The 15,865-nt window shown below is 60.6% G+C and carries 21 protein-coding genes; 1 reads left to right on the top strand and 20 read right to left on the bottom strand.

Going from position 1 to position 15,865, the window contains the following annotated elements; genetic code table 11:
- Positions 1 to 34: 34 nt before the first annotated feature.
- The 20 genes from WH367_RS07265 to WH367_RS07170 form a co-directional block, all read right to left on the bottom strand.
- Positions 35 to 1,714, bottom strand: a complete 1,680-nt coding sequence (locus WH367_RS07265; protein WP_339535146.1) for a hypothetical protein — start codon at positions 1,712 to 1,714, stop codon at positions 35 to 37.
- A 15-nt stretch (positions 1,715 to 1,729) separates the two neighbouring features.
- Complete coding sequence (locus WH367_RS07260; RefSeq protein WP_339535144.1) at positions 1,730 to 2,401, bottom strand: phage adaptor protein; 672 nt, start codon at positions 2,399 to 2,401, stop codon at positions 1,730 to 1,732.
- On the bottom strand, positions 2,398 to 2,847 hold the full coding sequence (locus tag WH367_RS07255; RefSeq protein WP_339535142.1) for a hypothetical protein: 450 nt from the start codon (positions 2,845 to 2,847) through the stop codon (positions 2,398 to 2,400). The genes WH367_RS07260 and WH367_RS07255 overlap by 4 nt, the downstream gene beginning before the upstream one ends.
- Positions 2,848 to 2,901: 54 nt before the next feature.
- Positions 2,902 to 3,381, bottom strand: a complete 480-nt coding sequence (locus tag WH367_RS07250; RefSeq protein ID WP_339535140.1) for a hypothetical protein — start codon at positions 3,379 to 3,381, stop codon at positions 2,902 to 2,904.
- 69 nt (positions 3,382 to 3,450) lie between these two features.
- Entirely contained in the window at positions 3,451 to 4,740 is a 1,290-nt protein-coding gene (locus WH367_RS07245) for a phage capsid family protein (RefSeq protein ID WP_339535138.1), read from the bottom strand.
- A 17-nt stretch (positions 4,741 to 4,757) separates the two neighbouring features.
- On the bottom strand, positions 4,758 to 5,849 hold the full coding sequence (locus tag WH367_RS07240; RefSeq protein WP_339535137.1) for a hypothetical protein: 1,092 nt from the start codon (positions 5,847 to 5,849) through the stop codon (positions 4,758 to 4,760).
- Between the two features lie 234 nt (positions 5,850 to 6,083).
- Entirely contained in the window at positions 6,084 to 8,423 is a 2,340-nt protein-coding gene (locus WH367_RS07235) for a portal protein (protein ID WP_339535135.1), read from the bottom strand.
- Between the two features lie 2 nt (positions 8,424 to 8,425).
- Positions 8,426 to 9,700, bottom strand: a complete 1,275-nt coding sequence (locus tag WH367_RS07230; protein ID WP_339535133.1) for a PBSX family phage terminase large subunit — start codon at positions 9,698 to 9,700, stop codon at positions 8,426 to 8,428.
- Complete coding sequence (locus WH367_RS07225; protein WP_339535131.1) at positions 9,697 to 10,290, bottom strand: terminase small subunit-like protein; 594 nt, start codon at positions 10,288 to 10,290, stop codon at positions 9,697 to 9,699. The genes WH367_RS07230 and WH367_RS07225 overlap by 4 nt, the downstream gene beginning before the upstream one ends.
- A gap of 54 nt (positions 10,291 to 10,344) precedes the next feature.
- Complete coding sequence (locus WH367_RS07220; protein ID WP_339535130.1) at positions 10,345 to 10,965, bottom strand: hypothetical protein; 621 nt, start codon at positions 10,963 to 10,965, stop codon at positions 10,345 to 10,347.
- Between the two features lie 79 nt (positions 10,966 to 11,044).
- Entirely contained in the window at positions 11,045 to 11,578 is a 534-nt protein-coding gene (locus WH367_RS07215) for a hypothetical protein (RefSeq protein WP_339535129.1), read from the bottom strand.
- A gap of 12 nt (positions 11,579 to 11,590) precedes the next feature.
- On the bottom strand, positions 11,591 to 12,049 hold the full coding sequence (locus WH367_RS07210) for a hypothetical protein (protein ID WP_339535128.1): 459 nt from the start codon (positions 12,047 to 12,049) through the stop codon (positions 11,591 to 11,593).
- Positions 12,046 to 12,546, bottom strand: a complete 501-nt coding sequence (locus WH367_RS07205) for a hypothetical protein (RefSeq protein ID WP_339535127.1) — start codon at positions 12,544 to 12,546, stop codon at positions 12,046 to 12,048. The genes WH367_RS07210 and WH367_RS07205 overlap by 4 nt, the downstream gene beginning before the upstream one ends.
- Positions 12,539 to 12,886 (bottom strand): endonuclease, encoded by a 348-nt coding sequence (locus tag WH367_RS07200; RefSeq protein ID WP_339535126.1) that lies wholly within the window; start codon positions 12,884 to 12,886, stop codon positions 12,539 to 12,541. Before WH367_RS07200 ends, WH367_RS07205 begins: the two co-directional genes overlap by 8 nt.
- Entirely contained in the window at positions 12,883 to 13,089 is a 207-nt protein-coding gene (locus WH367_RS07195; protein WP_339535124.1) for a hypothetical protein, read from the bottom strand. The genes WH367_RS07200 and WH367_RS07195 overlap by 4 nt, the downstream gene beginning before the upstream one ends.
- A 5-nt stretch (positions 13,090 to 13,094) precedes the next feature.
- The gene (locus WH367_RS07190; RefSeq protein WP_339535122.1) at positions 13,095 to 13,334 is read right to left on the bottom strand and encodes a hypothetical protein; all 240 of its coding nucleotides are present in this window, start codon (positions 13,332 to 13,334) and stop codon (positions 13,095 to 13,097) included.
- Positions 13,331 to 13,987 carry a DUF6475 domain-containing protein gene (locus WH367_RS07185; RefSeq protein WP_339535120.1) on the bottom strand — a complete coding sequence of 219 codons (657 nt, stop codon included), beginning with the start codon at positions 13,985 to 13,987 and terminating at the stop codon, positions 13,331 to 13,333. Before WH367_RS07185 ends, WH367_RS07190 begins: the two co-directional genes overlap by 4 nt.
- Positions 13,980 to 14,855, bottom strand: coding sequence for a hypothetical protein (locus tag WH367_RS07180; RefSeq protein ID WP_339535118.1), 876 nt, complete (start codon positions 14,853 to 14,855; stop codon positions 13,980 to 13,982). The genes WH367_RS07185 and WH367_RS07180 overlap by 8 nt, the downstream gene beginning before the upstream one ends.
- A gap of 51 nt (positions 14,856 to 14,906) precedes the next feature.
- Positions 14,907 to 15,095 (bottom strand): hypothetical protein, encoded by a 189-nt coding sequence (locus tag WH367_RS07175; protein WP_339535116.1) that lies wholly within the window; start codon positions 15,093 to 15,095, stop codon positions 14,907 to 14,909.
- Positions 15,088 to 15,357 carry a hypothetical protein gene (locus WH367_RS07170; RefSeq protein ID WP_339535114.1) on the bottom strand — a complete coding sequence of 90 codons (270 nt, stop codon included), beginning with the start codon at positions 15,355 to 15,357 and terminating at the stop codon, positions 15,088 to 15,090. Before WH367_RS07170 ends, WH367_RS07175 begins: the two co-directional genes overlap by 8 nt.
- A 216-nt stretch (positions 15,358 to 15,573) precedes the next feature.
- On the opposite strand from WH367_RS07170, the gene WH367_RS07165 reads away from it, so the two are divergent.
- The gene (locus tag WH367_RS07165; RefSeq protein ID WP_339535113.1) at positions 15,574 to 15,849 is read left to right on the top strand and encodes a hypothetical protein; all 276 of its coding nucleotides are present in this window, start codon (positions 15,574 to 15,576) and stop codon (positions 15,847 to 15,849) included.
- Positions 15,850 to 15,865: the final 16 nt, after the last annotated feature.

Below are 15,865 nucleotides of genomic sequence, written 5' to 3'. Positions count from 1 at the left end.
CGCAGAAGTTGAACCCCTTCTCTGGCAAGCTCGATTAACCAGCAACGAACCTGTTGCCGCTGGCATCCTCGTACACCGGCTTCCCACCCGAGGTGCCAACCTGTTTGGTCATGCCCGCTGGCAGGTTGCCCGACTGCCCTGGCTGCTGCACCCACTGCCCCGTCTGCCGGTTGAACACTGTCGAGGGCGTGTTGTAGGCTCGGCCGCTGGCAGCATCCACCTGCTGGCCACCTGGCACGACCAGGTAGGGATCGGCCTGCGTCTGCTTGCCTTCCATAGCCATCATCGTGTCGGTGAGCGCGCGACGCTTGGCAGGATCGGTCTCGTTCATGATGCGATCACGCATCTGCTCTGCCTGGCCAGCCGCGCGGTTTGCGTAGCCGGCAGTAACGCCTGCCTGGTCAATCCTCTGCTGATCGAGCAGAGCGTGCACACCGCCACGGAAATCAGAACCACGCTGCTGCATGCCCTCGCGCTGGAGGTTGGAGTTGAGTTGGTTGGTTTGACTATCCAGAACCGGCTGCACGCCCCGGGCAGTCAGGTCTGCCCTTAGGGCATCTTGGTACGCGGTCTGAGCTACCGATGGACCAGCGTTGTTGCGGCCCTGCCGAGAATCGTAGCGACCACCATTGTTCGTGATGGAGCTGGCTGACACTTCCAGGTTACGCAGGTTGTTTCGAGCTTCCCAGTCGTTGCCACTGTGGGCTACCTGCGGGGAGTTGAACTGGGGCACCTGGCTTGCAGGGGATTGTGGACTGGAGCGTTGAAGCAAAGCCCCGACGCCGCCCACAAAACTACCCGAAGGCGCCCCGCCATTGATCGAGATGTCCCCTGCCACGTTCGTACCGCTGTAGCTGTTGCCGTTTTTCGTTACCGCATTGTTGGGGCCTGGCGCTGGAGCAGGTCCGGGCGCGGGCGCGGCTGTCGGCGTGCTCGGCAGAAACAACGCAGCTGTGCCTCTGCTTAACGCGGAGAGATCCGGCGGCCCCATCTCACCCGATGACTGGTTGCTGGACGCCGCTGCAGATGCCGGTGCAGCCGCTGTCGAACTGCCCGTGCTTGGCTTGTACTGCGGATTGCTGTTGTCCCACGCATCAAGAGCAGGCTGGGCCTTACTTGTATCCGGAACGGTAGAGCTGTTGTACAGAGGCGAGGCGCCGAACGCACGGGTCTGCCGCTTGTATGCAGCATCCCGGGCTTCTTGCGCCATCTGTGCAGCGCCCGCTTCATAGCGTTCGTTGCCCAGAGCGGTCTGGTACTGACGCCCCAACTGTTGCTGCTTGTTGAGTTCTTGTCTGGTACTGGCAGGGCCAACAAGCATCTTGTCAGCGATCTGCTGCGAGCGCGGCTGCGCAACCTGCATGCCAGGGCTTGCAGTGGCGCCTGCAGCATCGCCAAAGCTGTTCGCTTTCTTGATCTCGTCTTCCGGTGCGCCGCCTTGGGCGAAGAACATCTCAGGCTTGAAGCCTGCAGGGACGATGGCTCCAGAGTTGCCGGGGGTGTGAGTGCTGTTCACTGCATCCTGAAGGACGGCCTTGCCACCCAGAGCATGAACGGTATCAGGAGGGAGAACGAACTCACCGGGCTTGAACATCCCGGGAAGTGAATCTGGTTGCTGGTTCTGCAACTGCGCCATGGCAGCGGCGTCGAGCAAAGGGCCTACCCCGAGCCCAACGGTTCGCGCCTGCTTCTTGTCTTGGTTTGGGTTGGCCATCTTGGCTCCTGAAAATTAGAACGTCTGTACGACAGTGGTTTGCACTTCGTCTGCGCGGGTGCTGCGGCGCAGATCGGCGTCAGGCCTTGGCCCGAAATATGCCTCGAAGGCGGCATATGAATCTTTTCCGCGCGAGCCATCGAACAGGTCACCATCGGGCGCACTGAATGCCTTGAACAGTGCCCAGAGCACCAGCTTCACATGGTGTGCTTCGTGAATCTCTGGTTTGTCGGTCGGCGAGCACATGTCCTTCATGGGCAGCCGATACGCTTCAATGCGCAACTCCCCATCCTGGGAAGGCACTGGCACCAGGCGCACCGCCGTATCGGTCTGGATCATCCAGCGCGGATCTGCGGCTGGCAGCTCTCGCCAGCGATGCTGCACGCGGTCGAGCTTCTCCCGGGTTACCAGCTCCAGCGAGCACGGGCCTTGGCCAACATCTGGGAAGAAGGCCTGGTGAGCAATCTCGTAGACCTTGGGGTGCAGCCGGTAGCTGGACTGGCCGGCCAACACCTTGAGCGTGCACAAGCTGGTGTTCATGTCTTCCAGTAGCAGCCGGCCGCGAATCGCCGCTTCACGCTCCGCCTCGTTCAGCCAATCGGTGATGTCAGCGTCTGTGCAAAGCTCCCCAGCAGCGATGTCCATCGCATCGCGCCGAAACCGCTTGATCAGCTGCTGGAGGTTCATGCCGCACCATACTGGTCAACGAACTGGAGCACGCGCTCACGGGTGCTTTCCAGCGTCAGGTTCTTGGCCAGCACCTGGTTCCAGCGATCCTTGGCCAGAGTCTGCAGTTCGGGCTTGGTCATGGTTCGCACCTGGTCCATCAGCCCGGCTCGCTCCAGATCCTTCTGCGCCTGCTCGTCCTGCTGCTTTTGGGCGGCGGCCAGCAATGCAGCGGTGTCATCTTCCTGCTGTGCCGGAGTATCGCTCCGCTCAGGCTTCTGCGCCTGCTCGTCCTGCTGCTCGTCGTCTTGGCGCTCCTCACGGAACAGATCGCTGTGGCGCAGGAACTTGGCGGCCAAGCGTTCTGGCAGGGGTCGTACTTGGTTTGGCACAAAAGTCAGCCCCGTTCCATAGAGGAGATCGGTGTAGGTGGGCTTGCGGCCAATGTATTGGACTGGCGTATTCATGTGGATCCTCCTGGTTGGGGAAAGGGGCACAAGGCCCCTCCCCGTTCGCGGCGCTTACTCAGCGCCCAGCAGTTCGCCCTTGACCACCACATCCGCATAGGCTGCTTGAGCCACGGCGGCACCGGTGATCGTGAGCACCAGGAATGCATCCTTGGGCAGAGGGAGCAGCTTCTTCTTCAGGGGCACAGCGATTTCACCGACAGCGCTGATGTCGATGGCCGTGCCGAAGTAGGCAGCGTCCTGTGGCAGAGCTGTGCTGTCCACGCCATCGGCATAGGCGAAGCCCAGCGAGCACTTCACGCCGGCGCCGAAAGCCGTGGATACGATGATCTTCACGGTGTCAGCAACCAGGCCAGCTTGGAGCAGGCCCACGGTGATCACATCGTTCACCGCCAGTGCGACGGTGGCATCGCGGGAGTTCAGCAGAATGCCGGTGGCACCGGTTTCTAGGGAATGGCGATGAACTGCTTCATTGCCGAATGGCTTGTTGCCGAAGCGTGCTCGGCTCGAACCGTCAATCTTGAGTTTGGCCATGTCAGGCTCCTTGAGAAATGTGTTGTGCGAGACGGCAGGGCCGGATCAATCCAGCTCCTGCGGTCGTACTTACTGGCGCGCGCCGATGATTGGCACCACAGCGTCCACCACAGCAGCGCCGTGATCGGTGAACTCAGTGCGGCCGTCGCCCACATCGACTGCGAAGCGGATCTTGGACATACCCAGGATCGCGCCGATCATGATTTCGAGTTTGTCGTCAAAGTCGCTGGGCGCTTCTTTCCAGAAGTACGGCCAGCCCGAATGGCGGCTCTTGGCGTAAGCCTTGGCCAGGGCCTGGCCGCCCAGCAGAATGTTGCGGTCCACCGCGAACTTGTCGGCAAACGATGCAGGGACCGTGGTCGTGCTTTCAGCCTCGCTGTCATAAGCGCTGCAGAACTTGATGGCATCGCCGGCGTAAAAGCGAACGGGCTTGGGCATCTTCACCAGCAGCGTATTGCGCCACAGGGCCACTTCTGGATTGGTGAAGAGCGGGTGGTCCTTGGCGTAACGGGCGCGGGCGAGCGCATTGGCCTGGTAGTTGCGGAAATTAGGGTCCGCAGTAAACAGGTTGTAGGTGGCAGCCGAGCACAGCAGCACGCGGAATGGACTGTCCTTGGCGGCCTGGTCGCTCTCGAACTCCACAGGAGGTGGAGGCGCCACGATCTGGTCCAGGTAAGCGGCCAACGAATCCACCACACCCATGCTCATGGCATCTGCCGTGGTCAGATCGACTTCGCCGGCGTTGTCCTTGAACAGCGCAATGGTGCCGTTGTCCACCATGAAGTGACGGTTCTTCGTGGGAGCCTTCACACGATTGGTCACCACTTTGCCGAAGCGAGGATCGCTGGCCAGCGGGAGGCGCCATTCGATGTTGTTGTGGAAACCACGAGCGCCGGCCATGTGCACCAAGGCCATCTGGTCTTCGTAGTTGTCCATGGAGCTTTGCAGCAGCGGCTTGCCAATGCGATGGATATCCACGGGGCTGCGGATTTCGTCCATCACATCGCCCAGGTCCAGCGGGAAGCGTGCCTGGTTCACGCGCAGCTTGTCTTCGGAGAGAGACACGCCCTCACCACGGCCCTCGGCCATCTCGCCGCCCATGATCGGGATGCCGCCGACAGGGTTGACGAAGTTGAACTTCACCTCGTCGCCCTTGCCCTTGCCCAGGTCCATGGTCTGGACGATAGGCATGGAGTTGCTCGACTGGTTGGAGATCGAGTTGGCAACGTCTTCAATCTGGGGCATCTTGCCCGTCAGACGGTTGATGTTGGATTTGCGCGATTGGGTGCCAATGAAGACACCCATCGCCTGCTGGACTAGCTTCTTGGCATCATCACCAGAAGTGTGCGTTTTGCTCATATGTGTACCTCGGTAAATCAGGATTTGCGGGAGAGGTAGGCGTTCAGCTGGCTCTCGGAGATCTCTCCGTTGTTGACCGCGTTGAACAAGTCCACCTCATTCATGGCTCCCAGCCGCTCGGCCAAAGTGCCACCACCCGTTCGTCCGCCCGGGATATCCGTAGGACTGTTGGGCACTGGCGGCTTCAGCTGTTCCACCACCTTTTGCGCTGCCGCTTGGGTGGCTTGGGGCTGGGCTACTTCTGGACTCTTTTGCGTGTTGGCTGCCTTGTAGCTATCGAGCAACTCGACCACTTGCTTGGAGGAGCCCTTGTCGAGCACCTCAGCCATGGCGGTTTGCACGTAGCTCGGATGCGAGGCTTTCCACTCAGCGAACTCGGTGCTTTCCAGAATGCTGGGAGCTGCCGGGTGGGCCTGGAGAATCGCGCTCACATGCGACGAAAGAGCGTCTTGTTGTTGCTGCTGCAGGAGCGGCGCGATTTCCGCACGCAGCTCTTGCATCACCTCAACCTTCAGCTCAGCGCGCAGCTTCTCGCTGTTACGGCGGGTCACCTCGACAATGCCTTTGGTGAGGCCTTCCTCATCGAAATCGCCGAAGACCGATGGGTCTACGCCGGCATCGATTGCCGCCTGGGCCTGGTGAACCAGTTGATCCTGCTTGGTTGGAGCCTGTCCGGCGTCCGCACGCGCCTGCGCCTGCTCTTGCATTTCTGCAAGCTGACGCTTTGCTTCCTCCGCCTCCGCCTTGTAGCCGTCGCGCTGTTGGCGCGCCTTCTCCAAGTGCGAAAAGTCGATGGTGTGCTTGCCATCCTTGGCCAGAATCACCGTGTTGGCGGGATCGGGCTGCTGTTCTTGCTCGGATGACGCTGCATCCTTGGCAGCCTCAACCTCACCTGCAGCCTGTCCACCCTCTGGCGTCTTCTCTGGTTCGCCACCTCCAGCCGACGCGTCTGGCTTCGCATCGTTTTCCTCGGTGGGATCGACAGGGTCGGCCACCTTGGTATCGCCATTCATCCCAGTGTTGAACATCTGGGCGAGCTGTCCGGTAGAAAAACCAGCGTCATCGCCGGTATCCGCAATAGAGTCTGTATCGTTAGTTGATGTCGTCATGCTGTCCCGCCACATATCGCCGTGGCCGCATGGGCCTTGCAATCCGGTGCCGCCACTTGGGCGACGCCATCTGCCTTTGGAGCAGCAAGCCGAAGCCTGCTGCACTTCACCTCATGCATGGCACGGGGCTTAATAGGCAGTGTTCCTGGGAAGGCTGAATGGCGCGAACCCTAGACGGGGGATAAAGAAAAACCGCCTCGACTGAAGGCGGTCTGATAGTGGCCGTGAGAGTGACTACCGAAGTGCGCCACTGAAATTGTCAGCGGGTGTTGGCGTCTCGATGCCTTGCTCACCGGAGGCAGGCGTTTGAGGCACCGGTGGGAATCCAGGGCTGGTGTTCTGCCGGACATCCGGAGCTGCCTGAGCTTCCTGTGCAGCAGCCCCCGGGGAGCCAGGACTCGCCCCCTGCGGAGGAGCAGCGCTCGCTTGACCTGGCTGGGGGATGTTCGGGTCGTCACCGGGCAGGTTCTTGTGCCCGGCGTTCTGCAGGATCACATCAGCGATCGGGGCAATCATTGGCATCTGCGCAACCTGCGCACCGCCCTGCATCGCACTGAAAGCGGATTGCACGCCCTTCAACACTGCGGCCGCCACGATGTCCTTGATCTGCGCATCCGTCAGGCGCTCTTTGAGGTCCAGCTCGCGCGCCTTCAAATCGTGGCCCGCCTTGACCATCGCATCCTGCACGGACTGCTTGATGCGTTCTTCCACCTGCTCTGGCGTTTCCTGTGCACCAGCTTGGCGCAAGGCCTCCACGATCTCCCGCTTATAGGGGCTATCCATCAGCGCGACCATGTACGGGAACGCAGCTTGCTGGAAGTGTGCCGGCATGGTCTTGATGACCTCTTGGAACGCATACAGCTGCTGCGAGCGGAAGCCAGCTGTGCTGGGCACTTCTTCCAGCTGGACCTGCAGCATGGTGCGCAGGACATCGTTACTGCGGTAGGTGTAGCCAGACTCGTCGGTCTCCAAGCGATTGAGCACCACTGTCCGATCTGACTTCACGGCATCACCCTCGATGATCACCGTCTTCTCGCGCTCACCCAGGTCCTGAATGATCATCGAAAGCAGCATCTCACCGATCATGCGGCGGCCGTCACGGAAGTTGTCCATGATGACGCCCAGCGCCTGGTTGGCCTGCTCCAACTGGGTGCGCTCCTGCAAGCCGCTGCTGGCATTGCCTTTCTGACCAGTGAACGCGGCCGGCGCAGCAGAGATCTGCTCAAACACTGCGCGGCAGTTGTTCATCAGCTGGTGTTGCTGGTCCGTGAGCTGCACATCACGCTTGATTTCAAAGCGGGCGCCGGTCTTGGCCAAGCCCGAAGACTTGAGTTTGATGTCGGCATTGCGGCGCCCCACCTGCCGGCGGAACATGTCATCGGGCATGTCCAAGACGTCTTCTGTGCGCTCCACTCGATAGGCGGCCATACCCCAACGCATGAGGGCCGTGCCACTGTTGAGGCTGTCCTGCTGGAAGATCAGGCCGCGTACATAACCATAGGGCACGCGGGTGCTGTCCTCACGGAAGCCCCAGAAGAATGCATAGGGAAAGTGATTGTGAGGATAGGGAGATGGACCATCGTGGACCTTGAGCGGACCGATCCAGTAGCTAAGCCGCACCTTGGATACAACCGCGCGGAACGCTTCGCTTGATCCGATGGCGATCCCGACGTTGTGCGCGATGTTCTCCGGGTCATATTCGACCACACGGCCATCAGGTGTGCGCAGCAGCGCCACATTTTCCCAGCGGCGATACCAAAGGGCCGAAAGACACAGACGCTTGTTCTCGCGGTTGTACCAGCGTGATTCCTCAACGGTCCAGCCTCGGCCATCCTGCCAGACGTTTTCCAGGCCTGTCGAGCCACCACCGGCGGTGATGAACTGACCGGCTAGGCCACTCTGCCACCAGTTGTTGCCCTGCAGCCCCATCTGCTTGATGTGCTCGGCATGCTGAGGAAAGGAGGCAGCCAGCCGATTCCAGTGCAGCCACTTGTCGTGCTTTAGGTATCGGGCGTCATCGAGGTTGTCCTCCTCGGCCGTCCAGTCCCAACGAATATCGTTTCGCTTCACGACGGCGCACTTGTATCGATACTTGGTGGGATCGCTCTGTCGCTTCACCTCGACAACACCGATGCCCACTGCCGCTTGCGGGCGGAATGCATTGGAGCAGGCCTTGTCCGCCTTGCTCTTGTCTTCTGCCTGGTTTAGTTCAAAGTTCAGGGCATCAGCCACGTCCTCAGACCCAGGCTGTCCGTTGGCAGTGACACGCCAGTCAGTACGCACTGCAGTCTCATATCCCTGGAGGGCCAGGAGCATCGGGCCGATGCGATCCTCGATTGCAGGTGGAATTCCCTGCTCCTTCATGGCGCGAAGCAACTCAGTGTCGAGCTGGTTGCCGTCGGCATAGTCCATCTCTTTGTCAGCAGTCCGACGCCAAGCTGGCTCTTCATCCATCTCTCGTAGCCATTCCTGGTATTCCGTGAGCGTTACCTCACCGCTAACGGTGGATTCAGCCTTATCTGCGCTGTCCATCAACTCTTCGTCGACGCTGTTGTCATAGGTGGCGGCATTCATGCTCAGAGCCTCCAATCGGTTTCTTCAGGTTCTTGGTACTCATGACCAAAGGTCGTTTCCATGACTGGAACTGCTTGGCCAACGTAGCGGAACATGTCCGCGCCATGGCTGTATTCGTCATGCAGCGGCCCCATTGGCTCATTCGTTTGCGTGTTGATTTGGCGCTGATAGCGCTTGAGGCATTCCAGTAGCCGGGCGGTCTTGGTCTTATCGAAGTAGCAGCGGGGAAACAGCATGCGAACTGCCTTGATGCCCTCTTCCACGCTGGTCTGAGCCTGCACGACGACACTCTTGCGGCCCATCGCCTGCAACTGTTCCTGCGTGCTTTTACCAGTCTGAAAGTTTCGTGTGCGTCCGTCGTGGGGGAGGAAGTCTGTACCCCACCGGTAAGGCCGCTTGTCCAGTTGAGCCACATACCAGTCGAGAGTGCGGTGGCTGTCCTCGATATAGTCGATCAATCGGACATCGTGAGGACCTCGCTGGACCATGCCAATGGTCATAGAGTCATTCCATCCCAGATCCCATACGGTGTGCACTGGCAGCAGCGGGTCATAGGGCACATCCCGAGCGCGCCCTTCAAGATAAAGCGTCTCAATCTCGTGCCGGTAGATGGCCCCGGCGGCCACACGGCGCGCCTTGCCTTCCCAGATGTGCTCGTAGTCTTCCTTGAGCATTGAGCGCTTGGCTTTGAGGCGCTCCTCGTTCAGCACCTCGGGAAACCAGGGGTTGTCGCGCCAGTTGATGTCGCACACCCAAGTGTCGCCCGACGGGGTAGCAATGAACCGCTGATAGGTCTCGTCCGTCTCCATGTCCGGGTTGAGGGTCAGCCAGATCTCGCTGCCGTCCTTGCGAATGGTTGGCGTCAGGGTGTCCCAGGACTTCTTGCTCACCCCGTGGGCTTCTTCCACCCACACCAGGTCCACACCTTCAAAGGACTTGATCGAGTCCACCGTGTGGCTCTGCAGGCCGGAAAACACGATCAGGGTGCCATTGGCGCCACGAATCTCGGTGTCCAGCACCTCATAGAACGCCTGCAGGCCCAGCTTGACGATCTTGTCCTTGAGCAGTCGGTGCACGGAATCGCGCATGGACTTCTGGATTTCCCGGGCACACAGGATACGCAGCGGGTTGCGGGCGCCCTTCTCCAGCAGCACCTCGGCCACGCCATGGGACTTACCGCCACCACGGCCCCCCTTCATCACCTTGTACCGGCAGGGCTTGTACAGGCCCGCGAGCTTGGCGGGGATCTGGACGCTGATGGACAGAGGAGCGCTCATTCGTCGCCTTCTGCGCGCGTCGGCGCCTCAACGAATGTCACAGTGGACTGGATGGCGATGGGTGCGCCGCCTGGGCCGCTGTGCTCGGCCTGCACCTTGTCACCGTACTTCTTTGGGACCAGCTTGGACAACAACCACTTGCGGGCGTCTACGCGCAGACGGTTGCGGGCAACGGCTGTCGCGTCGAATATCACCTCAGTTTCACCGTCGCCGTCATCGCTGCTGCCGTGCTTGCTGGCCTTCACCATCGTGCACTCCTCGTCAGCGATGGTCAGGATGTCTTCTGCGATGGTTTCTGCCTGGGCCTCGCGCGCGTGCGCGTAGCGCTCTCGCAGCTTGTCGCCCTCTTCCCCCTCTTCTGCCAGCCAGCGCATGAACGTAGCCATGGCAGGCATGCCCCTCTCGGCGCAGATGGATCGCAGGCTGTTTCCCTCTACCAGCTTCTCCAGGACGGTATCAATGACTGAGCGGTCAAGCGCATGGGGCGGGCGAGCAGACGCAACCAAGCCCGCTACCTTCTTCTTAGTAGCGGGCTTGATGCTTGATTTCTTGGGGGTCGCAGGCTTCGTGCCTGGCTTGGGATTGGCCATGCCCTAGTGTTCCGGCATGGCCTTTGGGCGTCTAACCCTAGACGGGGTATTCGATCAGAGGTTTAAAATTCGCTCAACCTTTTTGGCATGCTCTTCCCCATTCATAACCAAAACGCTCATTTTTTTGTAGAGTTCCGTTCTTTGAGTTTTCAGCATCTCTTCCCTTGCCGTCAGCGAGCTGCAGTCAGCGGTTAGATCCTCGCGCAACGATTCGATTTCTGCAAGCTTCACATTGATGTCGTCAATTCGTTGTTCAAAGCGAGCAATGTCGTTGTTATTCACATTCAACAATGTAGTGAGAGCTGCCAGCTCGACGGATTGGCGTCCATTTTTAACAAGTAAATGCTGTGCAGAGGTTGCGTTCGCCAGTTCGCGCCTAGTGTCGGCCAGTTCCTGCTTCTGTATCTTCACCGATTCTGTAAGCCAGAAGAATGCCGCAAAGGCCACTACTGGGTTCATTAGCCCGCCCACGAAGTCCCCGAATGATCCCCACTTGCTTGCATCTGTTGTCGCGTCTTGCTTGAGATGACCTCCGAAGTAACCAAAATACGCGCACACTAAGATCAAAGCAAACACTGCCAAGAAACACTTCCATTTAATGATTTTGCGCTCTAGCTGTGAGCGAAGCCTTTGCTCATTCGCTACCTCGTCATCGAAATTGTTACTTGCATCCATTGCCCGCTCCTTTTATGTAAAGCGCCGCACTATAGACGAGATAGCTTGCGGAGTCTTTACATTCCGGGTTCGATGCGGGTCATCCCCCGATGAGGTTCAGCTGGTTGTCACCCTGGCGCTGCTGAGCTCGGGTGGCGGCGAGCTGCTTCTCTAGGTCAACGATCCGGTTCCCCATCTCCCGCTTGGTAGCCAGCAGGTCCGCTGAAAGCTCGGTGGCCAGGACGCCAGCCTCTACACCGGCCTGTATGTTGCTGTATTGAACGGCGTCTCCCACCAGCATGGTGGCCAACTCGCGGCGCTCGCGCGGATAGATATGCACCACGCACTCGCCGATCTCCAGGATGGTGGTGCCGTCACCCATGCGGGTCATGGAGATGGCCCTGGGCTCTGGCATGGCCGCCACTAGGGTGAACACGCCGGCGCGCAGGCGATGCACGCGGCCGTTCTCGATCATCCGGCTGATGTGGTCGTCCACAATGGTCATCTTGAAGCCGGTCAGGTCGCACAGCAGCTCCCGTGTGGCAACCTGCCCCTGCTGGTGCAAGTCCTGCAGGGTGTCAAAGATGATTTGGCCGGTGGTGCGTTCCTGGCTGGTGGTCTGCTTTTCGGTCATGGTTTCCCCTTCTCAGTCGTTCAATGTGTTTTGATCTGTCGGCCACTTCGGGAGATCTGCGGGCCATTGGCCCTTCATCTCGATCTTGCGGCGGGTGTCGGCGCCCCAGGCCTCGGCCACCAGGGCCGCTGCTGCCTTGGGGTAAAGCTCGTACTGGTCGAACTTGGGATGGCACCCCTTCACGCCCGGCCGGTCAAAGCACAGCGCAAAGCAAGTACGGTCGTCGGTCTTCAGGCCCGCGCCCTTGCCGTGGTTGGCGTGGGCGGCCTGGCTGTACCCCACGATGCCGCACGCGCAGCATGGCAGGCTTGCCACGGCGCGGCGGTAGCCCTCATGGCGCAGGAAGTCGCCCTTTGCCACCGGTGCGGCTGCGTCGGTCGCGGGCGCGTAGTTCGGTGCGGTGGCCAACGGCTGGTGCACAGCCTTGGCTGCTGGGGCCCAGGTCCGGGACTTGAATCCGCTGCGCTTCATCCCAGAATCTCCCCGGTGTCTGGATCCACGTCGCCCCGGGCAATGGCTGCCTCCCACTGGTCAAAACTCGCCGGAAAGGTCACCTTCAACTCGGTGGCGGCGAAGGCCTGGACCTGGTCGATCAGCTTGCTGTAGGCCCGTATGCCCAGGTCTTCAGTGCTGACGCGCTGGCGGCGGCGTGACTTGCGGCCGGTGAGAGGGTTCACCGTGGTGACGGTCTTGTGCCCCAGAAACTCCACGCGGAAATGCTCTTTCCAGGTTTTGAGGTCGAAGCCCTGGCCGTTCGGTCGCGCCTGCTGGGCGATGGTTTTGAGCACCACGCCGTGGTAATACTTGCGCTGGCGGTCGGTCTTGGCGTCCTCCCAGAGGCGCGCCTCGATCACCAGCGCGCGGCCGGCGGCCAGCTGCTCGCCCACCCACGGCAGGAAGGAGCCACGACAGCTTGCCCGGCCCTGCTCAGCGGTGTGCCACTCAGCGCGGAATGCGAGCTCAGCCATGACGCACCTCAACCCTCACCATCCCGCCGAATTCTCCGGCACGCTCGATGCCTAGGCTCCAATGCTTGTCATCCACCCCCAGCACGTCGGCCAGGCCATCGAGGCCGGACTTCATGCGCGCCAGGGCGTTGTCCAGGTCGAAGGCGCGGCGTGTGGGCGGGTAGAACGTGAGCTGCACATGCAGCTTGGCGGCGGCCAGACGGCGAACGCCTTGCACCTGCGCCTGCAGCGCGCACGCGGCGCGGTAGGCCTTCTTGGCTTTGGCCAGGCGCGACCAGTGGACCCGCGCATTTGGGCTCAGGTCTTTGGGCGGCCAGGGCAGCGTTATCCGGGCTATCACCACATCGGCTCCAGCTCCGCCGGCGGCGGCCGGAACCCCTTGGCCTTGAGCTGGGCCCGCACGGCCTCCCGCATCCCCGCCCACGTCTCGGCCGCTTGCACGTCGTTCTCCATCTGTGCGGCCTGCTCCCTGCTGTAGTGCCACCATCCCGGCGTCATGGCCAGCGTCACAAGCCAATCGCGTGCCTTCTGGAATTCGGTCATTTTTCTTATGCATCTGCTGCGTCCATCTGCGGAGTCATGCCGCGCGAAAATTTCAGATTGCCGAGGCTGTTTCGCTCCAGATAGCCATGGCGCAGCAGCCACTCGACGTGGTACTGCGCCGCGTTGGGCGAGCGAAAGCCAAAGTGCTGGGCAATCACCGCCATCGGTGGGGTCTGGTCGTTGTCCTTAAAAAAGGCCTGCATGAAGGTCAGCACCTCCAGCTGCCGCGCTGGAATCGTCTTCATGCCTGCAGCTCCTGCCTGGAAGCGTTGGCCAGCAAGTGCATGGCATGCGCCGGCAGTGCAGTGATCAGCGTCTTGCCGCCTGCATTGCCGTTCTGCAGCACTGCGATGGCCTTTTCGCGGGCCCCTACCAGAGCAGGACGCGGGAGGCTCAGCCCATGGCTGGTGTACTCATGGTCTGGCGAACGGTCGCCAGGCAGACGGCGCATGTACTCAAACTGGCCGCGCTCGGTGTATGCGCGGTGCGCCTCCTGGAAGCGGTGCTGCAGGTAGGACAGCTCGGCCGTCTCGGTGCGGCACACCTTTGGCCAGCCGCCCAGGTCCTCGATGGCCGCATGGATTGCAGGGTCGTCAAACACCACATCGGTGTATGCGCCCACCGAAGACATGGCGCCCAGCACCTTGCCCCAGGCCAGCGCAGCGCGATCTGTCGTGGTGCCCTGCAGGACCTTGATGATGTCAGCCACTCGTGGCGCGAAACGGCCGCGATCAGGGTCAGTCGCGTGCCGGCGCAGTGACGAGCTGACCTGCTCCATCTCGAAGGAATGCAGCGCTTCCCACCAGACGGTGAGCATGAACTCGCTGCAGTCCTTACCGTAGTAGGCCATCACGTCGGTAAGGAGGTCGCGGAAGGCTTCCAATTCGGATTCACGCATTTGCAGCACCTCCCATAGAGCGGCCACCGCGCATCTTGTCGACCCATGACTGGCCGACAGCGCGGTTACGTGCCTCCAGTGCTTCTTGTTTGTTCAGGGATGTGGCGGGGCCGTGGGCCGCACCTCGGAAGCTGGGCTTAGGGCCATCGCAGCGGCGGATCCAGTTGCGCCAGGTCGCAGCCCAGTCCAGTTTTTTGGCATCGGCACCCGCCTTTGCGCGCCAGAAGTCAGCGAAGCAATCCGCCTCTCGACGCACATCCTCGGGCGTCATGTCGGGGCGTGTCTGCAGTGCCCAGTCTCCCCAGGCCTTAAGCAGGGTCCAGTCATCAGGCAAGCGTGTAGCGGTAGCGGTCTTTGGCTTTTTTTCCGGAGCCGCAGGCGAAGCGTCGGCAGCGTGACCACCACCTACTACTTCTAGTTCTTTAACTACTTCTTCTTTCTTATCTATATCTGTATCTATATCTGTACGCGTGACATCGTGACAGGTCACGCGTGACTCGTCCGTGACGCCTTCGGAAGCCGCACCAGTCTTAGCTTTCGCACGCTGACGGCGCTTGCGCTCAGCTGCGGTGGGGTCTGTATCACTTCGCATCTGACGAGCGTTCCAGTTCAGCGGCTGCAGCGTCTCGCGCTCGACCAAACCGACCTCGGCCAAGCGGCGTGCCACCTCTTCTAGCGTGCGCGTGTCGATGCCCATCTTTACGGCTACCTTGCGCAGCAGCAGCGGGCCGGCATCGTCCAATACGCCCTGCCCCTTCAGGCACAGCAGCGCGATGAAGTGCCAGCGATCCTCAAAGGCCAGCAGGCGCAATTTTTCGTCATCGATCATTTCCGTGTAGGCACGGAACCATGGCAGTGGCGTGCTCATACACACACCCATTCAGGAGCCTTGCTCCCAGGGTCAAAAAAGTCGGATTGCTTACGCATGCTCGACCTCCTCACATTCAGCCGCATGAGCCGCCTGGCGGTATGCGTTGTTAAACAGGTGCCACAAGGGAGTGCCTTGCTCGTGGTGATTTGCCTCAGCGAGTGGGACGCCTTGCAAAGCTGCATAGCTGGCCTGCGAATGGAGCACTGCAGGGGTGAGGGTCTTGATGTGCTCAGCCATGGCTACCCTCCTTCGAATCCATAGGCGCCGGATTCACATTTGCTAGGCGGAGAACTACAGTTGCTTCATGTACCTTTCGCTCCGCCCACGAAGCCAAAATTTCGTTGACTACCTCCTTGCGGCTGGAGGCGCTGCCACGAACGATGCCCTCGGCATCAATGACGCCCATGACCCACTTGGGAATGTCAAGGCGCAGCTCGGTGTCTTCGCGCGCCTCGTTGCGGGCCCGAGCCATTTGCAGAGATTCGGTGTTTTCTGTCATTGCTTGATCCTGGTAGACAGTGCCGGTGTGGCCCGGCCGGTGTTTCGGTTAGAGGTGTCGGGGGCTGAGCTGCCTGTGAGTGGTGCTGCTCGGCGTGCTATGGCGCGGCGGGTGCGGCGTCAGGGTGGTGCTTTGTGATCGGGGGTGTCCGCCCTGCCTTGAGCTATGCTGGTAGTTCCTACACATCCAGCAACCAGAGCCTCAAGGAGGGCAGACATGAGCGCAGTACTGATCGCATACGACCTACACAAACTCGGACAGCGATACACAGAGCTAAGAAAGCTGATCATCGAGACCTTCCCGGGCAGCTGGAATTGCTTGGAGTCGACGTTCATCGTGAACACAACCTGGACTCCTGTTCAGGTTCGCGATTTGCTGAAATCCAAGCTGGATGCCAACGACGAACTACTGGTGGTGGCGCTTGTCAAGAATGGTTGGGCTTCAGTTGGCTTGTCCAAGCCCTGTACCGACTGGCTGCACACCAACGCCTGACCATCGATCTGAGGCG

The organism is Comamonas sp. MYb21 (assembly GCF_037479395.1).
In the GTDB taxonomy this organism is placed as follows: Bacteria; Pseudomonadota; Gammaproteobacteria; order Burkholderiales; family Burkholderiaceae_C; genus Comamonas.
The sequence above is the reverse complement of the archived record's forward strand: the minus strand, read 5'-3'. Positions and strand labels throughout refer to the sequence as shown.

Coding starts and splice junctions, on each gene's coding strand:
- WH367_RS07195 (WP_339535124.1), bottom strand. CDS start 13,089: ATGACCGAATTCCAGAAGGCACGCGATTGGCTTGTGACGCTGGCCATG.
- WH367_RS07235 (WP_339535135.1), bottom strand. CDS start 8,423: ATGAATGCCGCCACCTATGACAACAGCGTCGACGAAGAGTTGATGGAC.
- WH367_RS07240 (WP_339535137.1), bottom strand. CDS start 5,849: ATGACGACATCAACTAACGATACAGACTCTATTGCGGATACCGGCGAT.
- WH367_RS07190 (WP_339535122.1), bottom strand. CDS start 13,334: ATGAAGACGATTCCAGCGCGGCAGCTGGAGGTGCTGACCTTCATGCAG.
- WH367_RS07245 (WP_339535138.1), bottom strand. CDS start 4,740: ATGAGCAAAACGCACACTTCTGGTGATGATGCCAAGAAGCTAGTCCAG.
- WH367_RS07205 (WP_339535127.1), bottom strand. CDS start 12,546: ATGGCTGAGCTCGCATTCCGCGCTGAGTGGCACACCGCTGAGCAGGGC.
- WH367_RS07175 (WP_339535116.1), bottom strand. CDS start 15,095: ATGGCTGAGCACATCAAGACCCTCACCCCTGCAGTGCTCCATTCGCAG.
- WH367_RS07215 (WP_339535129.1), bottom strand. CDS start 11,578: ATGACCGAAAAGCAGACCACCAGCCAGGAACGCACCACCGGCCAAATC.
- WH367_RS07225 (WP_339535131.1), bottom strand. CDS start 10,290: ATGGCCAATCCCAAGCCAGGCACGAAGCCTGCGACCCCCAAGAAATCA.
- WH367_RS07220 (WP_339535130.1), bottom strand. CDS start 10,965: ATGGATGCAAGTAACAATTTCGATGACGAGGTAGCGAATGAGCAAAGG.
- WH367_RS07250 (WP_339535140.1), bottom strand. CDS start 3,381: ATGGCCAAACTCAAGATTGACGGTTCGAGCCGAGCACGCTTCGGCAAC.
- WH367_RS07210 (WP_339535128.1), bottom strand. CDS start 12,049: ATGAAGCGCAGCGGATTCAAGTCCCGGACCTGGGCCCCAGCAGCCAAG.
- WH367_RS07260 (WP_339535144.1), bottom strand. CDS start 2,401: ATGAACCTCCAGCAGCTGATCAAGCGGTTTCGGCGCGATGCGATGGAC.
- WH367_RS07255 (WP_339535142.1), bottom strand. CDS start 2,847: ATGAATACGCCAGTCCAATACATTGGCCGCAAGCCCACCTACACCGAT.
- WH367_RS07165 (WP_339535113.1), top strand. CDS start 15,574: ATGAGCGCAGTACTGATCGCATACGACCTACACAAACTCGGACAGCGA.
- WH367_RS07265 (WP_339535146.1), bottom strand. CDS start 1,714: ATGGCCAACCCAAACCAAGACAAGAAGCAGGCGCGAACCGTTGGGCTC.
- WH367_RS07180 (WP_339535118.1), bottom strand. CDS start 14,855: ATGAGCACGCCACTGCCATGGTTCCGTGCCTACACGGAAATGATCGAT.
- WH367_RS07185 (WP_339535120.1), bottom strand. CDS start 13,987: ATGCGTGAATCCGAATTGGAAGCCTTCCGCGACCTCCTTACCGACGTG.
- WH367_RS07230 (WP_339535133.1), bottom strand. CDS start 9,700: ATGAGCGCTCCTCTGTCCATCAGCGTCCAGATCCCCGCCAAGCTCGCG.
- WH367_RS07170 (WP_339535114.1), bottom strand. CDS start 15,357: ATGACAGAAAACACCGAATCTCTGCAAATGGCTCGGGCCCGCAACGAG.